At 39.1% G+C, this 18,085-nt stretch carries 15 protein-coding genes; 5 read left to right on the plus strand and 10 right to left on the minus strand.

Annotated elements, in window-relative coordinates; translation table 11 throughout:
- The first annotated feature begins 24 nt into the window (after nucleotides 1-24).
- The 3 genes from aroA (at nucleotide 25) to A8B79_RS05020 (ending at nucleotide 3,725) form a co-directional block, all read left to right on the plus strand.
- Nucleotides 25-1,314, plus strand: coding sequence for a 3-phosphoshikimate 1-carboxyvinyltransferase (aroA, locus tag A8B79_RS05010; protein WP_066218833.1), 1,290 nt, complete (start codon nucleotides 25-27; stop codon nucleotides 1,312-1,314).
- Between the two features lie 322 nt (nucleotides 1,315-1,636).
- Entirely contained in the window at nucleotides 1,637-2,074 is a 438-nt protein-coding gene (locus A8B79_RS05015; RefSeq protein WP_066218836.1) for an Hsp20/alpha crystallin family protein, read from the plus strand.
- 151 nt (nucleotides 2,075-2,225) lie between these two features.
- Nucleotides 2,226-3,725, plus strand: coding sequence for a Do family serine endopeptidase (locus A8B79_RS05020; protein ID WP_066218841.1), 1,500 nt, complete (start codon nucleotides 2,226-2,228; stop codon nucleotides 3,723-3,725).
- A gap of 65 nt (nucleotides 3,726-3,790) precedes the next feature.
- Here the strand turns inward: A8B79_RS05020 and A8B79_RS05025 are convergent, their stop codons facing one another.
- Nucleotides 3,791-5,215: a hypothetical protein gene (locus A8B79_RS05025; RefSeq protein ID WP_066218844.1), complete on the minus strand. Its 1,425-nt coding sequence runs from the start codon at nucleotides 5,213-5,215 to the stop codon at nucleotides 3,791-3,793.
- Between the two features lie 168 nt (nucleotides 5,216-5,383).
- Between A8B79_RS05025 and clpB the strand changes: the two genes are divergently transcribed.
- Complete coding sequence (gene clpB, locus A8B79_RS05030) at nucleotides 5,384-8,026, plus strand: ATP-dependent chaperone ClpB (RefSeq protein WP_066218847.1); 2,643 nt, start codon at nucleotides 5,384-5,386, stop codon at nucleotides 8,024-8,026.
- Nucleotides 8,027-8,055: 29 nt separating this feature from the next.
- On the opposite strand, the gene A8B79_RS05035 is transcribed toward clpB, so the two are convergent.
- From A8B79_RS05035 to A8B79_RS05070, 8 genes are all read right to left on the minus strand, one after another.
- On the minus strand, nucleotides 8,056-9,060 hold the full coding sequence (locus A8B79_RS05035) for a hypothetical protein (protein ID WP_066218850.1): 1,005 nt from the start codon (nucleotides 9,058-9,060) through the stop codon (nucleotides 8,056-8,058).
- A 39-nt stretch (nucleotides 9,061-9,099) separates the two neighbouring features.
- Nucleotides 9,100-10,071 carry an isoaspartyl peptidase/L-asparaginase family protein gene (locus tag A8B79_RS05040; protein WP_066218852.1) on the minus strand — a complete coding sequence of 324 codons (972 nt, stop codon included), beginning with the start codon at nucleotides 10,069-10,071 and terminating at the stop codon, nucleotides 9,100-9,102.
- 5 nt (nucleotides 10,072-10,076) lie between these two features.
- Nucleotides 10,077-11,408 (minus strand): glycoside hydrolase family 47 protein, encoded by a 1,332-nt coding sequence (locus tag A8B79_RS05045; RefSeq protein WP_066218855.1) that lies wholly within the window; start codon nucleotides 11,406-11,408, stop codon nucleotides 10,077-10,079.
- Nucleotides 11,408-13,582 carry a GH92 family glycosyl hydrolase gene (locus tag A8B79_RS05050; protein ID WP_066218858.1) on the minus strand — a complete coding sequence of 725 codons (2,175 nt, stop codon included), beginning with the start codon at nucleotides 13,580-13,582 and terminating at the stop codon, nucleotides 11,408-11,410. The genes A8B79_RS05045 and A8B79_RS05050 overlap by 1 nt, the downstream gene beginning before the upstream one ends.
- Before the next feature lie 132 nt (nucleotides 13,583-13,714).
- The gene (gene rdgB, locus A8B79_RS05055) at nucleotides 13,715-14,293 is read right to left on the minus strand and encodes an RdgB/HAM1 family non-canonical purine NTP pyrophosphatase (RefSeq protein WP_066218861.1); all 579 of its coding nucleotides are present in this window, start codon (nucleotides 14,291-14,293) and stop codon (nucleotides 13,715-13,717) included.
- Nucleotides 14,286-14,558, minus strand: coding sequence for a PQ-loop repeat-containing protein (locus A8B79_RS05060; RefSeq protein ID WP_066218866.1), 273 nt, complete (start codon nucleotides 14,556-14,558; stop codon nucleotides 14,286-14,288). Before A8B79_RS05060 ends, rdgB begins: the two co-directional genes overlap by 8 nt.
- Nucleotides 14,555-15,550 carry an adenosine kinase gene (locus tag A8B79_RS05065; protein ID WP_066218872.1) on the minus strand — a complete coding sequence of 332 codons (996 nt, stop codon included), beginning with the start codon at nucleotides 15,548-15,550 and terminating at the stop codon, nucleotides 14,555-14,557. The genes A8B79_RS05060 and A8B79_RS05065 overlap by 4 nt, the downstream gene beginning before the upstream one ends.
- A 16-nt stretch (nucleotides 15,551-15,566) precedes the next feature.
- Entirely contained in the window at nucleotides 15,567-16,193 is a 627-nt protein-coding gene (locus A8B79_RS05070) for a hypothetical protein (RefSeq protein WP_066218875.1), read from the minus strand.
- An 82-nt stretch (nucleotides 16,194-16,275) separates the two neighbouring features.
- Here A8B79_RS05070 and A8B79_RS05075 point away from each other — a divergent pair, with 82 nt between their 5' ends.
- On the plus strand, nucleotides 16,276-16,911 hold the full coding sequence (locus A8B79_RS05075) for an NUDIX hydrolase (RefSeq protein ID WP_066218878.1): 636 nt from the start codon (nucleotides 16,276-16,278) through the stop codon (nucleotides 16,909-16,911).
- Between the two features lie 69 nt (nucleotides 16,912-16,980).
- Here the strand turns inward: A8B79_RS05075 and A8B79_RS05080 are convergent, their stop codons facing one another.
- Nucleotides 16,981-18,084, minus strand: a complete 1,104-nt coding sequence (locus tag A8B79_RS05080) for an NAD(P)/FAD-dependent oxidoreductase (RefSeq protein ID WP_066218882.1) — start codon at nucleotides 18,082-18,084, stop codon at nucleotides 16,981-16,983.
- Nucleotide 18,085 lies beyond the last annotated feature (1 nt).

An 18,085-nucleotide genomic window follows, 5' to 3' on the forward strand; every position in this document is an offset into this window, starting at 1 on the left:
CCAACACACCTACTTATCAATTAAATGATCCAAAAAGTAAAACCCTCTGACTCGTTACAGGGAACACTTTCTCCTCCACCGGATAAATCCATATCACAGCGAGCAGCGATTTTTTCGTTACTTCATGAAGGTACATCAGTAATTAAAAATTATTCTTCAGCACAAGATCCGCAAAGCTCATTGGAGTGTGTAGAGTCACTAGGAGCTGAAGTTATCCGAGGCAAGGATTCCATTTCTATAAAAGGAACAGGTAGATCAGGAATAAAAGCTCCGGAAGATGATCTGGATTGTGGAAATTCCGGTACAGCCATGAGGTTATTAGCAGGAGTAATTGCAGGGTCAGGAAAACAAGTGCGGATGTGCGGAGACGCTTCCCTGACTTCCCGTACAATGACCAGAATTATTGAACCTCTGGAGAAAATGGGCGCTTATATTTTAGCTCGAAATAGTGCTTATGCTCCATTAATGATCACCAGAGAAGAGAAACTAAAGCCGATGGATTTCGAACTTCCGATTCCAAGTGCACAATTGAAATCCTGTATTTTGTTGGCGGGTTTATTTGGTGAAACTCCTACAAGAGTTATAGAAACTATTCCCAGCAGAGATCATACTGAACGTCTTCTTCAGCTAAAGGTGGAAGAAGAAAAAAAAGGTAAGAAGATCATCTCAGCATCATTAAATGATGAAATCCCAAATCAAAGCTATACTGTGCCCGGTGATTTCTCAGCGGCTGCTTTTTGGTTAGTAGCTGGGTGTATTATTCCAAATTCTGAGATCAAGCTTGAAGCTACGGGGTTAAACCCGACCAGAAATGCATTGCTTGGAATTTTACAGGAAATGGGTGCAAATATCACTATTGAAAATGAGCGGATGGAAGGAGCAGAGCCTGTTGGTGATGTTGTGGTTCGCAGCTCTGATTTGAGGGCAATTAATATTCCAAAAAGCATTATTCCGAATTGTATTGACGAGCTTCCGATTCTTGCCGTGGCTATGTCTTTTGCGGAAGGGATCTCGGTGATCTCCGGCGCTGAAGAACTTCGCCACAAAGAAACCGATCGTATTATGGCTATTTCCGAAATGCTGAAAGCTGCCGGAGTTAGTTTCGAAGAAAAAGAAGATGGAGTAGAGATTCACGGAAACCCTGAATTCAGTTTTGATTCAGCTACATTTAAAAGTTTCCACGATCACAGAATTGCAATGGCATCAGCAGTATTATCCTTAAAAGGAAAATCCGAATCCGAAATTCTGGATGCTGAATGTGCTGCTGTTTCCTATCCCGGCTTTTGGGAAGATCTTTTAGCATTATATCCGTAATCATTTTATTTCCGAGAATAACTCTCCCTTCGAAGGGAGACGATTGTCCAAACAGTTCTTTGGACAATCATCCGAGGGATGTTGTGAAGATCAGGATTGTCTAAACCTCACACATCCTCCATCTGCCACTTTTGTTACCCATCTGACTTCCCGTCAAACTTCCACTGACAGCTTTTCCAAAGCATAAATTCCGGTCTGTAAAAATTTCATTCCAAGTTTGTCGCACTGTCAGTGTGGTTTTAAAATTTCGTCTTGGCATTTCTCTTGTAGCATTCGTTGTGAACCTGATAAACAAATAATCAAAACAAGAGGTCAAAAAGTTATGGCACTTATTAAATATTCAAGACCAAGTACCGATCTTTTTTCAAGAAGATTCAATGACATTGTTGACGAAATGTTCAACAACACAAATAATGGAATGAACTACCGTCAAGATAGTTTTATGCCAAACGTAGATATAGCAGAAAACGATACGCAATTTGAGATTTCTGCAGAACTTCCGGGCTTAAAGAAAGATGCGATCAGCATTGATCTGGAAAACGGAAGATTAACGATCAGTGGTGAGCGTAAGTTTGAAAACAAAGATGAAGGAAAGAACTATCACCGAGTAGAAACATCTTACGGAACCTTTGTGCGTTCATTTTATCTGCCGGATAGTATCAATGAAGATACCATCAACGCAACCTATACTGATGGTGTGCTAAACATCACTATTCAGAAGCAGGAAGAGAAAATAAAACGACAGATCGAGATCAAATAATCTTGAAGCATATATAGAATAGTTAGTGAATGCTCAGGCTGTTTAAACGCAGTCTGAGCTTTTGCGTTACAAGATGTAAACCATATACAATTTATCAGGAACACATCGTTGTAACAACGGTTGATAACAGAGAACTATAATTAAGAGATCAATGAATACTACTGTAAAAAATGTATTTGGTGTGGCTGCAGCCATGCTGCTATTACTGGGAATGAATGCCTGGACAAACAATAATTCCTCACCAAGTTCGCCGGATTACGCAACTGAAAATGAGGTTACATCTGCGGAAAATCGTTCGGTTTCATCATTACTGGATCTGAATAATGCGATCGTTGATATCGCAGAGAAAACAAATCCTGCCGTTGTAATGATTACCACTGAAAAAGTGCAGGAACAACGAATAATGAGAAATCCCTTTTCTCAGTTTTTCGGAAATCCGTACGGACAACAAGACCCCGAAACAAGAGAATACACACAAAGAGGATTGGGATCCGGAGTAATAGTAACTGAAGATGGTTACATCTTAACGAATAATCATGTGATCGAAGATGTAGACGAAATTAAGATTCAGATGTTTAACGGAGATGAAGTTGAAGCAGAGCTGATAGGAACAGATCCCGCCACTGATATTGCCGTTGTAAAAGTAGACATGGATAATTTACCGGCCGTAAAGATGGGAAACAGCGAGGCTCTAAAAGTAGGAGCTTTTGTTTTAGCGATCGGAAGTCCGTTAAGTCAAAACCTGGCACATACTGTTTCATTTGGAATTGTATCAGCAAAAAGTCGATCAATAGGGCTTATTAATAGTGGTGCCGGATATGAAGATTTTATTCAAACCGATGCTGCCATTAATCCCGGAAATTCAGGCGGAGCGCTCATTGATATGAATGGAGAATTAGTGGGAATTAATTCAGCTATTGCTTCCCGATCCGGTGGAAACGACGGAATTGGTTTTGCGATCCCGATCAGCCTTGCCAAAAGAATAATGGATGATCTAATTGATGACGGCGAAGTTTCCCGGGGATATTTAGGACTATACTTTGGCGGAGAGGTGGACAGAACCATGGCTAAAGCTCTGGGTTTGGATAACGCAAGAGGAATCATCGTAGCAAGAGTTGAAGAAGACGGTCCTTCTGATAATGCAGGATTACTTGAACAAGATGTAATTGTGGCAATAGATGGCGATCAAATTACAGACTGGAATATGTTCAGATCCAAAGTTGCTTCGATGAAACCAAATGATGTTGTAGAACTTGATATCCTCAGAGATGGAGAGGCAAAAACATTAACAGTAACGCTTGGAGAAAGAAATGATGAAACTGTAGCCAGTGTTCGTCCTGAACAAACAGAATCCATGGAAGAAAAGTTAGGATTCACAGTTACGGATCTGGATGCAAATATTCGTCGACAGCTAGAATTGGATAGCTCTGAAGATGGCGTAGTTGTAAGCAGAATTAAAGACTCAAGCAATGCATATGAGCGAGGATTGCGCAGAGGTGATGTGATCACAACCGTCAAGAATAAGAAAGTAGAAACTACAACTGAATTCTATGATGAGCTCGAGAAGTTAGAAGAAAAAGGTGATGAAGTAGTGCTTCTGAAAATAATCAGAAATAATGGGAACCAATTCATCGCTTTCGAGTTAGAGTAGTATCCTATTTATTGTACCCCGAAAAACCAAAGCCATTTCCCTGATACGGAAATGGCTTTTTTTATTTAATATAAGTTTCTGTCAAAGTAATATTTGATACCTGCATTTACAGACCATTGAAACCTTTTGTCAGTAACAGTTAAGTCTAAAAATTCTCTATTACTACCATTATATGCTAAAGAAACCCCGGTATTAATAGCTATTTTATTTTCAACAAAGTAAAAGAGATTTGTTCTCAATACCGATGAAAGAACCCCGAATTTATCTTCAGTATTTTGTTTGAGTTTTCTGGTTGAATATCGGGTTTGAAGATTGGTATCAAGTGTAAAACGATCAGCAAAAATCCAAAGCCATTCTGCGGTGATATCGGTTTGGTTCGCCCATTCTTCCTGGTCTGATTCTTCAAGAGGAAGTATGAGGCTGTTATAAGTTCTTATGCTTAATTGATTGTAGAGATCGATATTTTTGAACCAATCAATATTAAAGTTCAAATTTGCTTGACGATAGAGGCTGAAAATTCTGGTTTCAGTATTGTTTAGGTGGTCATCTTGTTTTGTGAGACGATTTACATAACTGTAATCCACACTAACTGCTGCTTCATATCCTTCAAATCTGCTGCCAAGATTTTCATCGAACACATCATTCAAATAGAAAAGATCGAAGGCTCCAATCTGGTCTAGCTTACCATTTAATCCGTTATTTATATCATCCCAAAAATACTTTTGAAAACGATCGGTGGTTCTTCGATAACCTTGGATTCTTGTAAATGAATCAGCAGTGTTTTGGATTTCATTTCCGGAAAGAGAATTACTTTCCAGTTCTTTATATCGTTCATTAAAACGAATAGCTCGGATTATTGGTGTTACATTACGAATTCTTCCAAAACCAATTCCAAGTGTAGGGGTAAAGTTGAGCGACCTTTCAATAGAAGTTACCTCACTAACAACAATACCGTCAATCTCAGATTCAGCATTATCCCTCCTGTAACGTATATCTGCGAAAAGGTTGGTTATAAGAAACACATTGTCTGACGTATAATAATTATGTGCTAACGAAACCCGGGATTGTATTGATTGTCCGTTGAAGTTCCCTTCAGATTCATTAGTATTAGAACCGGATATATTATCTTGTTTCGAATTAGAAAAATTGGTAGAAATACCTGATATCATATCTAAAGAAAATGTTCGTAATTCACTTTCTCGATATAATTCATATCGAGGAGCAAACCCTATATTCGTATTATGATTAGCTCGGTCTGTCTCTGCACGATTAAGAGGGTTGCTACTTTCCTGATCAATGAATGAATATGTTCCATTGGAACTAAATCCAGCGGAGCTTATACTAAAATTACTATAACCCCAATCTGGTAAACGGTAGTCGATTAAATATTGAAAATCTGTTGAGTCAGAGTAACCTATACTTTCCTGAGCGCTAAGTTGAATAGTTGAAATTAGAAGAAGGGCAGGCAGTAATAGTATCAGTTTTCTCATCTACGATAACTTTATTTATGAATTGCAATCAATATGAAGGGGCTTAAGATAACATTTAATAGCATATGTGTGCTATAAATTATTGTTAACTATGAAATTCCGTCAGGTCAATGATTTGGCACGATTTTGGACTTATATGTTCTGAAATAACTAAAGAGGACGAGAATTATGAATTTGAATAAATATACTTTAAAGGCTCAAGAGACTATTCAGAAAGCATTAGAGCTGGCGCAGTCAGGAAATAATCAGGCGTTGGAACCGGCTCATGTATTGAAAGCATTTTTGATTGACGGAGAGAATGTTGTTGTAAATCTGCTGAATAAATTGGGGGCAAACTTAAGAGCAGTTGAAGAAGTTGTGGATGCGGAATTAGGAAGACTTCCCAAGGTACAGGGCTCTTCAGTATCAGGGCAGTATTTATCAACTACATCTAAAGAAGCGTTCGATAAAGCTCAGAAAGAAGCTACAGCGTTGGGAGATGAGTACATCAGCTCTGAACATATCTTGATGGGATTTACTGAAACAAAAGGACCGATTGCTTCTCTCCTTAAAGATCAGGGAGTAACTAAAGAGAATATTTTAAAAGTACTGACCGATGTTCGTGGAAATCAAACTGTGGATGACCCGAATGCAGAAAGCAGATACGGCGCTTTGAAGAAATACGCTCGTGATCTGAATGAATTGGCTGAGAAAAATAAACTAGATCCGGTTATTGGTCGTGATCAGGAAATTCGTCGGGTAATGCAGATTTTAACACGTCGTACTAAAAACAATCCTGTATTGATTGGTGAACCTGGAGTTGGTAAAACAGCTATCGCAGAAGGAATGGCTCTTAGAATTGTTCGAGGCGATGTTCCTGAAGGATTGAAATCTAAACGTATTATGGCTCTTGATATGGGAGCATTGGTTGCAGGTACAAAATTCCGCGGCGAATTTGAAGAGCGATTGAAAGCCGTCGTCAAAGAAGTGACCGATTCAGATGGAGAACTCATTTTATTTATAGATGAGATCCACACTTTGGTTGGAGCCGGAGCTACTGAAGGAGCGATGGACGCTGCCAATATCTTAAAACCGGCACTTGCCAGGGGAGAAATGCATGCAGTTGGTGCCACTACTTTGGATGAGTACAGAAAGTACATCGAGAAAGACAAAGCTCTTGAACGTCGTTTGCAAACCGTTTTGGTTGGCGAGCCGTCCATTGAAGATACTGTTTCTATTTTGCGCGGATTGCAGGAACGCTACGAAGTCCATCACGGAGTAAGAATTACCGATGCTGCTATTGTCGCTGCTGCTGAACTTTCGCACAGATATATTGGAGATCGGTTTCTGCCGGATAAAGCTATTGATTTAATTGATGAAGCCGCTTCAAGATTGAGACTTCAAATTGACTCTCTTCCTGAGGAATTGGATGGCATTGAGCGACAAATTCGTCAGTTGGAAATTGAGCGTGAAGCATTGAAGCGCGAAAAAGATAAAGGGAAGATCAAAGGCATTGAAAAAGAACTGGCTGATCTGGAAGAACAACGAAGTACCATGCGGGTGCAGTGGGAGCAGGAGAGAGATACCATCCAGAAAGCTCGTGAACTCAAACAAGCCATTGAGACGACCCGAAACGAAGCTGATAAGGCTGAACGTCAGGGTAACTACGAAAAGGTCGCAGAACTCCGGTATGGAACTATTACGCAACTAGAGAAAGATCTTGAGGAGGCGAAAGCTAAACTGGATGAAATGCAGGAAACAAAGGCGCTGCTGAAAGAAGAAGTGGATGCTGAAGACATTGCAGACATTGTTGCTCGTTGGACAGGAATCCCTGTGAAGAAAATGTTGCAGAGTGAACGACAAAAATTGCTTCAACTGGAAGATGAACTTCACAAAAGAGTAATTGGTCAGGATCTGGCTATTGATGCTGTTTCTGATGCAGTCCGTAGATCTCGGGCAGGTTTACAGGATGAAGACCGACCGATTGGTTCATTTTTCTTTTTAGGATCGACCGGAGTGGGTAAAACGGAATTGGCAAGAACGCTGGCCGAGTTTCTGTTCAATGATCAGAATGCGATGATCCGAATTGATATGAGCGAGTATATGGAAAAGCATTCCGTAAGTCGGTTAGTAGGAGCACCTCCCGGATATGTCGGCTACGATGAAGGTGGACAATTAACGGAAGCCGTTCGTCGACATCCGTATTCGGTAGTTTTGTTGGACGAAATTGAAAAAGCACATCCTGATGTGTTCAATATTCTGTTGCAGGTACTGGATGAAGGAAGACTGACTGACAACAAAGGAGTGACCGTAGATTTCAAAAATACCATTATCATCATGACCAGCAATATCGGTTCACATTTGATCGTGAATGAAATGGAGAAATCAGGCGGGGAACTTTCTGAAGAAAAGTATGAGAATCTCCAAAATCAGTTGATAGACCAGTTGAAGAAAACCATCCGACCTGAATTCTTAAATCGTGTGGATGATACTATTGTATTCCATCCGCTGGGCAGAGAACACATCCGATCTATTGTAGATATTCAGTTGAGAAGAGTTCATCAATTGTTAGCCAAAAACAAAGTCACGCTTCACGTTTCTGATAATGTGAAAGACTGGCTGGCAGTTCGTGGATATGATCCCGTATATGGGGCTCGTCCTTTGAAAAGAGTACTTCAGCAGAATATTACCAACAAACTGGCAACTCAGTTATTAATGAGAGACAGTGAAGAACCGATTGAATTCGAAGCTACGATCTCCAAAGACGGAAACGAGATCGATTTTGCAGAAGTAGTGGATGATCCCGAGAAATGGGCGAAGGGTGAGAATTAAGAATTAAGAATTATGAGTTATGGTTGGTTTTATAGTTGGTGGAAATAACCTTTATTCCCAATAGGAAGCCAATAACTATACCTGATAAACTTATTCTCGCGTTTTTCTAGAGGGATTTCTTTGATTGAATAATCCATTATTGGGTGACTAACATTTTTTGCACATAAATGAAGAATTAGTATCTCAAAAATAGTAATAATATTTTCTTCTACTTCGGGTAAAAAAATTGATAAAGATACTTTTTGAAGAATAGTATCTTTAAACTCAAGCTCAATAGAAGGCTTATAAATAATTGAGTCTGAATTCAGTTCGAAATCATTTACTGATACAAAATCTAATCTATGATCAAGACAGTTTCGAAGATTTCTAATTAACTTCATGAATTCTAAAGTAGAACTTAAGAATAGAGTAAATTCGTCTTCACTTCCATATCTCTTTTCAATTATTTCTAAGAGCTTTGGAAAATGTGATTGTTTATTCAACCCATAATCTGGATAAAAAATCAAAGTCAATTCGATCATGATTTGCTCTAAATGATCAGTTTTTTGAAAGATAGTTGTTGTGCGAGTTAGAACATCTGTAATCGAAGGGAGCGTAAAAGAAGAAGATGCTTGTTTCTTTTTAAACTTTTCTATCTCCTTTTCCTCGTCGGTAAGGAATTTTTCAATTTCTTTTTTTAGAAAATATAATTCATGCAATAGTTCCACTGAAAGACTTAAAGCTTTTTCTAGATTCAAATCTTTTTCGAAAAATTCTGGATCAAATAATCTTTTGGAGATTAAAAGAGTTCTAGAGACTATTTCGGATTCAGCACCTTGGTCAATAATTAGTTTTTGAACATTGGTAGGTAAGTCAATATTGGTTCGTTTAGGATCTATTGTATCGGCTAAAACAAGTTCGTAAACGGAAAATTCTTTAATTACTATTATTTTATCCTTTAATGGAATCATATCAATAATAGCACCATCTTTTTTTGTACCTACTTCACCAGAAAAACCAGAATTTCTTTTTATATCAATGGGTTGCTTTTTCATGAAGTATAGAATGGTTTCTTCGGCTCTAACTTAAAAAATTCAAACCCTAAACTCAGAATCTATTATCCGGTTTCCATCCTTATTGTACACACCATAATCAAAACCTTTACGAATGCTGTATGCGCCAAAAGCACCATCTTTGTTGAGGGCCAGGTAGCCGACTTGAGTATTTTTTAAGCTGGTGCCGTTTCTTTTGTTTCGGGAAATGATTCTATCGACAGCAATTTTGCAGGCTTCTTCAGGCGAGTGACCTTGTCGCATCATTTCAACGATTAGTGCACTTCCGGCAGTTTTTACAACTTCTTCTCCCAGTCCTGTGGCACAAGCTGCACCGACTTCCGGGTCTACAAAAAGTCCGGCGCCAATAAGTGGGGAATCACCAACCCTGCCATGCATTTTCCATGCAGCACCACTGGTTGTACAGGCTCCGGAAAGTCTTCCATCCACATCAAGAGCAAGCATCCCAATCGTATCATGATTTTCAATATTTACTACCGGCTCATACTTGCCGTTTTTCAGCCATTTTTCCCAAGCTTCTTTAGCTTTTGGAGTAAGCAGATCCATTTCTTCAAAACCTTGATCTTTGGCAAATTGCTGAGCCCCTTCTCCGGCTAACATGATATGAGGCGTTTCTTCCATTACTTTTCTGGCAACGGAAACGGGGTTCTTATAATTTTGCAGAAAAACCACAGATCCACACTCTCCTTTATCATCCATGATGCAGGCGTCCAAAGATACATTTCCTTCTCTATCCGGACGTCCGCCATAACCCACAGACATATTTTTAGGATCATTTTCTTCAACCATAACTCCGGCTTCAACGGCATCAAGTGCATAACCACCTTTATCCAGAATTTCCCATGCTGCAACATTAGCTTTAATAGCAGTATTCCAGGTAGCTATTACAACCGGTTTGCTTCCTGTGAACTTGCTGACATTCGTGCATCCAATTCCTGCAAAAGGAATAGCTCCAAGAAGGCCGGTTTTTAAGAACTGCTTTCGGTTTAACATAATGGTTAATCTATCCTCATTGGATGTGCTTCTGTATTGAACACATGTTTATCCAAATCAAAAACTTCATCATCAGCAAAAAGGAGGTAAGCATATTTGAGGGTTTCTGCTAAAAAGAAGCTTTCCATGTCATCGCTTTTTTCTTTGGTAGTAACATCTGATAAGGCAGCATAACCATGCTCAGTTTTACAATATTCGATGAGACTCTGGAACATCACTTTCCCCATCTCAATATATTTTTCATCGCCTGTTGCCTGATATAAATAATAAGCAGACTCAATATTTTCAGGGCGCAAAGGATAGCCTGCCCAGGTTACTTCCATATCAATGTAATTCAGACCTTCAGGTTCGATGCCATGCAATTGCCACATCTTAAAATTGGATTCCTGAACTTTTTTTGCAGTTTCGATATCTCCTGCAAGGACTAAAACTCCGGGCATAAAAGCATCCAGTGCTCCGTAAGTAGTTGCTGTTCGTTCTCCTGTGTCCATGTTTGCGCGACCATACCAGGTTCCGGTGGCAACTTCGTCGAGCAGATACTTTTCGATTGCAGGCTCGTGAGCTTTCCATATTTTTCGGAAATCTTCATCTCCAAAAAGTAGCCATGATTTCAGTGCATATTCGTAATAAGAATCTATCATTCCTGAAATGTGAGCTTCTTTATTCTGCCATTCACCGGTTTCTACATCAATAGTTGTTCCGACTAATCCGATTTCGGAGCGGCGCTCATACAATCCCATCATCGCTTTTTTGGCGCTGTTATAAAAAACAGAATCCTGAGTGTGCTTAGTGAGTGTCCCGAATTCTATCATTAGTGTGCCGATCTCAGCGGGGTTATTAACCTGCCATTTGGTTTCTCCGGTTTTAAGATTTACCTGTCCGTAAGTCATACCTGTTGCTGAATCGAATGCAGGAAGTAATCTTCTTCCAAGATCTTCAGCCAATTGCAGAAATCGATCATCTCCATCCATTTCATACGCTGAAAGAAGTCCGCCTAAAAGACGAATAGTTATCTCAAAATTGGACACAAAGAAGTCATGATCGAAAGACAATTCAGAAAAGATCAATTCTTTTGCTTCAGCGGCTTCTTCATTCAAACCCATTAATAACATAGTGTCAAAAGCATCGACCGGTGTCATCAATAAAGATGCGTCATACCAGTTTTTAGAAGACTTTGATAACGGTTTAAGTGCGTCATCTCCCCATGCATGTTGTTTGTATCCGTTCCAAGCGTGTAGGAATTCTTGTTTTACTTGCTCAGCTAGTTGTTCTTTCTCTGATTTTTGAGGTGCACACGCTATCCCTAAAGCAAGTGCCAATAATAAAAATCTCTTCATTAGTTTGTCGGTCTGTATTCAGTTTTCTTCGCCCAGTTTTTATTCGGTGCAGATCCCATTTCAAAGATCAATTCTCCACCCGCTATAATTTCTTCATGAGATATATAACTTCTCTCCAAAGGTTCTCCATTTAAAGATACTGACTTAATGTAAATATTTTCATCCGAAACTCCATCAGCTATAATAGTAAAAGTCTTTGTGTCAGATAAGGTTATATCAACTTGTTCAAATTGAGGAGTTCCGATCACATAATTACCAGAGGCGGGGTTTACAGGATAAAAACCCATCGCTGAAAAAATGTACCATGCGGACATTTGTCCACAATCTTCATTTCCGCTTAACCCATCTACAGCGGTGGAATATTGAGTGTTCATTATTTCGTGAAGAATTTCCTGTGACTTCCATGGTTTTCCTGCATAATTGTATAAATACCCAATATGATGGCTGGGCTCATTTCCATGTGCATATTGGCCTATCAATCCTGAGATGTCGGGTGAGGTATTATCACCGGTGATGTTAGAGTCCTGATTGAACAATGAATCTAATCTTTGAGTAAAAGCATCTTCTCCGCCCATGAGCTCTATCAGTTTATCCACCTGATGAGGAACAAACCAACTGTGTTGCCATGCGTTTCCTTCTGTATAGTCAGTATTTACGCGATGAACAGATCTCTTTGGGTCAAAAGGCTCAACCCAATCTCCTTCAGCGGTTTTGCCACGCATAAATTTAGTTTGAGCATCATATACATTTTGCCAGAATCCGGATCTGACAATGAAATGTTCATATTCCGACTCTTTACCGAGCATAAAAGCCATTTGAGCAATCGCCCAGTCATCGAAAGCATATTCCAGGGTTTTAGTGACTGATTCATGCTCAAGTTCAGAAGGAATGTATTGGTATTTGCGATACAGATCAGTTCCACGCTTATTTTGCATGGCACTGGCTTTCATCGCTTCGAAAGCAAGTTCGGCGTCATAATCTCTGAATCCTTTGGCATAGGCATCCGCGATCACCGGAATAGCGTGATAACCGGTCATAGTATTGGTTTCATTTCCGTGTAATTCCCAAACAGGAAGCAATCCGTTTTCTTTGTAGAAATCCAGCATAGTTCGGATCATGTCATTCACTCTGTCAGGATTGGTAATAGTAAGCAATGGATGCTGCGCCCGAAAAGTATCCCACAAAGAGTAAATGGTATATTTGGTTTGATCCTGATTGGCATCAGAAAACAAAACCGGAGCCAATTTGGAATGATAAAGAGCGGTATAAAAAATCGTTTTTTTCTCTTCATCTCCCTGAACTTTGATCTTGCCGAGTTCTTCATCCCAGACCATTTCAGCAAAGAGTTTGGTTTCGTCAAAATCCCAATCGTCCAGAGTTTCCAGATTTGCTAAAGCTCCTTCTTCACTGTTGGATGAAATGGCTACTTTGACGAGAACTTCTCTTCCTGCAGGCTCAAACGCCAGCGTACCAAACGATGTAAATCCTTTGTATTTAGCGGAATCAACGATCATAAAGTCTTTTGAGAATTCCATAGCAAAATATACATGTTGATCATTCGCCCAGCCGGAAGATCTTCGGTAGCCGACCAGTTTCTTGTTTTCATTTTCTCCGATAACTTTGAAATATCCTTCAGTGAAAGAATCCCAATTCAAGCTATATCCCAGATCCAGATTTAAGTATTGAGGATCGCCATATTCGAAAGTAAATCTATACATGGCTACTCTTTCTGTGGCAGTCATCTCGGCATTGATCTCATAATCATTCAGGAAAACGCTGTAATATCCCGGAGAGCCTTTTTCGCGATCGTGAGAAAACTTGGAAGCGTAACTTCTTTTGCTTTCATATTTGGCTGAATCTGACAAGAGCACTTTTCGATTGGTTGGCATGATCAGAATGTCATTCAGATCACCAATTCCCGTTCCGCTAAGATGAGTTTGAGCAAAACCGGTTATAATACTATCGGAATAATGATAACCTGAAACCCAATCCCAGCCCGGAGTTCCGTTTACAGGACTTGGTTGTATCATCCCGAAGGGTAGCGTTGCTCCGGGATAAGTATGTCCGTGTCCACCGGTGCCGATGAATACATCTACGTACTTATTGGGAGATTCGTAGCTGGAGCATGCAACAAAGAAGATGAAGAGAGGAAGAAATAAATGTGCTTTTTTCATAACAGAATGATACAAAAATTGACCAAGGTTTTCGAGACTTCTGTGTAATCTTCCGGGGCATTCTGAACGAGGTGAAATTAGAATGTAGGGACGCAAAATCTTGCGTCCCTACATTCTAATAATAGAAATTCACTAATCTTCCAAAAACTCTAAAAACCTCTGAACAGCTTTTCCTCTATGACTGATCAGGTTTTTGATATTAGGATCCATCTGAGCGAAGGTCTCTGCAAATTCATTCGGCATGAAGATCGGATCGTAGCCAAAGCCTTTTTTACCGATCTGATCTTCGATAATTTTTCCTTTACAAACTCCTTCGAATGTCCATTCCTGGTCTCCATCAACTAACGCGACAACGGTTCGGAATTGTGCTGCGCGGTTTTCTTTTCCTTTTAGCGCTTCCAATAACTTCAATACATTATCCTGATAAGAAGCATTTTCGCCAGCATAACGCGCAGAATAAACTCCGGGTGCACCATCTAAAGCTTCCACTTCTAATCCGGTATCGTCAGAAAGAGCAGGAATTCCGGTTTGTTGATTTACATAACGCGCTTTTTTGAGAGCATTTCCTTCAAGTGTTGGTTTATCTTCTTCTACTTCTTCCAGATCGGGGAAGTCGAGAGCAGAAAACACATCAATACCCAGATGAGCAACTAATTGCTTCATTTCTTCGATCTTATTCTTATTCCGGGAAGCGAGAATCAGCTTATCCATCTAACAACTCTTCTTTTCGGGGGTTTAGTTTGTAGTAAAGATTTATAGCACTTCCTACGGTTAACATTGCATTCAATACTGTGAAAATAAGATCTTCAGTCAGGATCGAATAAACGGTGAGAAGTAAACTTGAGGAGACATACATCAGAATAAAAGCGAGACTGATATCCGTTTTTCCCATTTTGATGGTTTGCCAGGTTTGGGGAATCCATGCTCCAATTAATATACCAAATCCTGCCCAGCCCAATAGTTCTATTCCGCTCATAATGTATGATTTTGAATTTCTTTGATCGCTTTCATGTTTAAACGCGGTCCGTATTGTGATACAATTTTGGAAGAAGCTAAACTCGCAAGTTTACCTGATCCTGCATAAGTGTGTCCATTGGTGATGCCATATAAAAAAGCGCCGGCAAACATATCGCCTGCTCCGTTGGTGTCAACAGCATTAACTTCATAAGGTTCTATATCGACAAAAGTATCACCGTCAAAGATCATAGCACCGTTTTTTCCCTGAGTTATCACAAAGCGTTTTGCAATTTTCTTTAACTCCTCTCTGGCAACATTGATATTAGAACTGTCTGTGAATTTGAGAGCTTCTTCTTCATTACAAAACAGCAGATCTACAGAGTTTCCAATAACTTCATGAAAAAGTCCTTTAAACCCTTCCACAATCGACGGATCAGATAAGGTGATAGAGGTTTTTACTCCATGTTTTTCCGCTAATTGCTTCGTGAGCTTCATAGCCTCAAATGCTGTTGGTGAAGCCACTAAATAGCCTTCCAAATAAATGTATTCTGATTCCTTTATAGCGTCTTCGCTTACCTCATCTGTAGAAAGTGAAGTTGTGATACCCAGAAAAGTATTCATAGTTCTGTCGGCGTCATCGGTGATCATAACGAGGCATTTCCCTGTGATTCCTTCTTCCCGTTTCATCCCATCCAGATTGGTTGAGATGCCGGCGTCAGCCAGATCTTCTAAATAAAAATTACCGAATTCATCATCAGCAACTTTGCATGAATAAAATGCTTTACCTCCGAACTGAGATACAGCCATAACTGTATTAGCAGCTGAACCACCCGATTTTCTGTTTGATTCTTCAGGATTGATAGCCCTGATAAGCCGGGTTTGTGTTTCTTCATCAACTAAAGTCATTAAACCTTTTTTGATTTCATGGTCGGTGATGAAATCCCGGCTTACTTCAAAATCGATATCAACAAGTGCATTGCCGATACCATATACATCATATTTTTTTGTCATGTTTAGTTAGTTATAGCTATTGAATAAATCTTTTGGCTTGTTCCCATGCTTCTTTTATAATTTGTCTAGACAACCTAATAATATCATCTTCAATCATTTGAATTTCATCTAAATTATTTTCAGGGTTTGACTCTAATAATACATTTTCAATTAATATCTCATATTCAACTAACTTTTCATCAAGTATTAGATGAGTGCTTGTGTTATCCTCATTTTGGTTAGGATTTAACATCAGTCTTACATTACTTATTAGGTCTTTATTTTTTGCTTCAATCGGTAATACGTTTTCTGTTAAGTCTTTAAAAAAAATTTCTAACCAATCCTTTTCAGAAAGATGAGAATACCTTTTTTCTTTTTCTATCTTAATTCTTTCTAGAGAACCATAGAGTTTACTCGAAATACTTAAGAGCTCACTAGTATTTTTTCTAAAAACTTGAACCCACTCCATTCTAGCTGATGAAAGTTTATTAAATTTTAGTTGAAGAAAAGTAAATGTTGTACCAAGAAAGGCAAGTATTATTGGGACTATTATAGACCAGTCAAGTACTTGACTAGATTCTAACATTGTCTGGTTTATTTCCTGAATTGATGTATCCAGTTCCTTAATTTGATTTGCTACTTTTACTAATAATGAGTCTGACATATTTTAATTTCCGATCATTTATGTTCAAAAAAATTCATATTTGTTAGTATAAGGTTAAAGTCTTAATAGGTGAAAATAAAGCATGCAAAAATTACAGTTATTTCTTCAAAAAAGACTAGAATCTCAACTTCCGGGAAAAAATGCACAGAATTTGATGCGTCCGGCTCCAAAGATTGAGCGTAAAAATGAAATGACTTACAAACCATCTTCCGAAAACTTCAGAAACAGCAGTGTGTTAGTTCCTGTTATAACATGGACGGAAGAACCTGAAATTATGTTTACTCTAAGAACAGAGGGAATTAAGCATGGTGGGCAAATTAGCTTTCCCGGAGGCGGGAAAGAGGGAGATGAAAGTATAGAGGAAACCGCTTTACGTGAAGCTCATGAAGAAACGGGTTTAAAACCGGAAAATGTAGAAGCAGTTGGTCGTTTAACTCCACTTTATATAAATCATTCGGAAAATATGGTTACTCCTGTAGTCGGTTTCATAAAAGAAGAACAGGAATTTTGTGCAAACCCGAATGAAGTTGATGAGATCTTCTCGGTTCCAATTTCAAAGCTGGTGAATGGAGAGTTTTCGAAAGTTGAGGATTGGAAGCTACGCGATTTGGATTACAGTATTCCTCTGTGGGATGTACATAAAGTACCTCTCTGGGGAGCAACGGCTATGATGCTAAGCGAGTTTGTGGAGTTGTACAAAGAGTTTTTGGAAGAATAGTGATTTTTTGATATCCGGTAGGTGCGTATGGCCATACGCACCTACCGTGTAATTTTCCTAAAAGCTAGTTCAAACCAACTCAGAAGCTTTTTTACCTAAGTTCATTCCTAAAGCCACGCCCATGCCGCTAAGTCCGGCCGCAAGTACACAGTTCTTGTCAATGTCTTCTAAGATATAAGATTTGGATTCGGTGAAGCCCATAATTCCCGACCACTCTTGCTCTATTTTCCAGCCTTCGGGTAATTCCAAAGTATCATTGGCAAAGCTGACAAGGTATTTTTTGATCTCTTCATTTACTCCAAACTCAGAAGTGGTTTCGGCGTCGTGATTGATGTTTCGCCCTCCGCCAATCAGAATTCTGTTGTCGCCGACATTTCTGAAATAGACATATCCTTTGTTGTAATGAAAGGTGCCTTTCCACTTTGGCTGATCTATTTCTTTGGTAATAAAAACATAACCTCTCCCAGGTTTTATATTGATTTTCGGGAAGATTTTATCTGTAAAGGCATTGGTGGCAATGATCAATTTTTCTGCCTGAAAGCGGATTTGAGATTTAGAGGAAACAAGATTTGTTTCAGTATCAATGTGATCGATGTTCGTATTCCATCTGAACTCTATTCCAGATTGAATGCATTTTTCATATAAAGTCCGGATCATCTTACCGGGATGCAGCATCCCTTCCACTCGATTGTAGAAAGATGGAAATGACAAATAAGTCCCGACTTCAAAGACTTCTTTTTCACCGATCATTTCTTCCATAATAGAATTCAACCGGGGAACGTAGTCTGATAATCTTACATATTCATCTGAATCTGTGAATATTTCCCATCCTCCACAGGAATCATAATCAATGTTTTCATCTCCAAGAGTTTCACGCAATAACAACAATCCATTATAACGATCCTGAATTCGTTGTTTTATAACTTCTTCAGTTTCTAATTCCAGATCTGCAACCAGTTCACCGACACTTCCAATACAGGCAAAACCGGCATTTCGTGTACTTGCTCCTAAGGGATAAAATCCACGATCAATCACTAATACTTTTGCACTTGGATGTTTTTTCTTAAAAAAATATGCGGAAGAAAGCCCGGTTAACCCGGCACCTACTACTATCAGGTCATGTTTCTGATTATAGAGTTCTTCTTCCCAGTAAGATCTTTTAGGTTCAGGCATT

This window comes from Balneola sp. EhC07, assembly GCF_001650905.1.
In the GTDB taxonomy this organism is placed as follows: Bacteria; Bacteroidota; Rhodothermia; order Balneolales; family Balneolaceae; genus Balneola.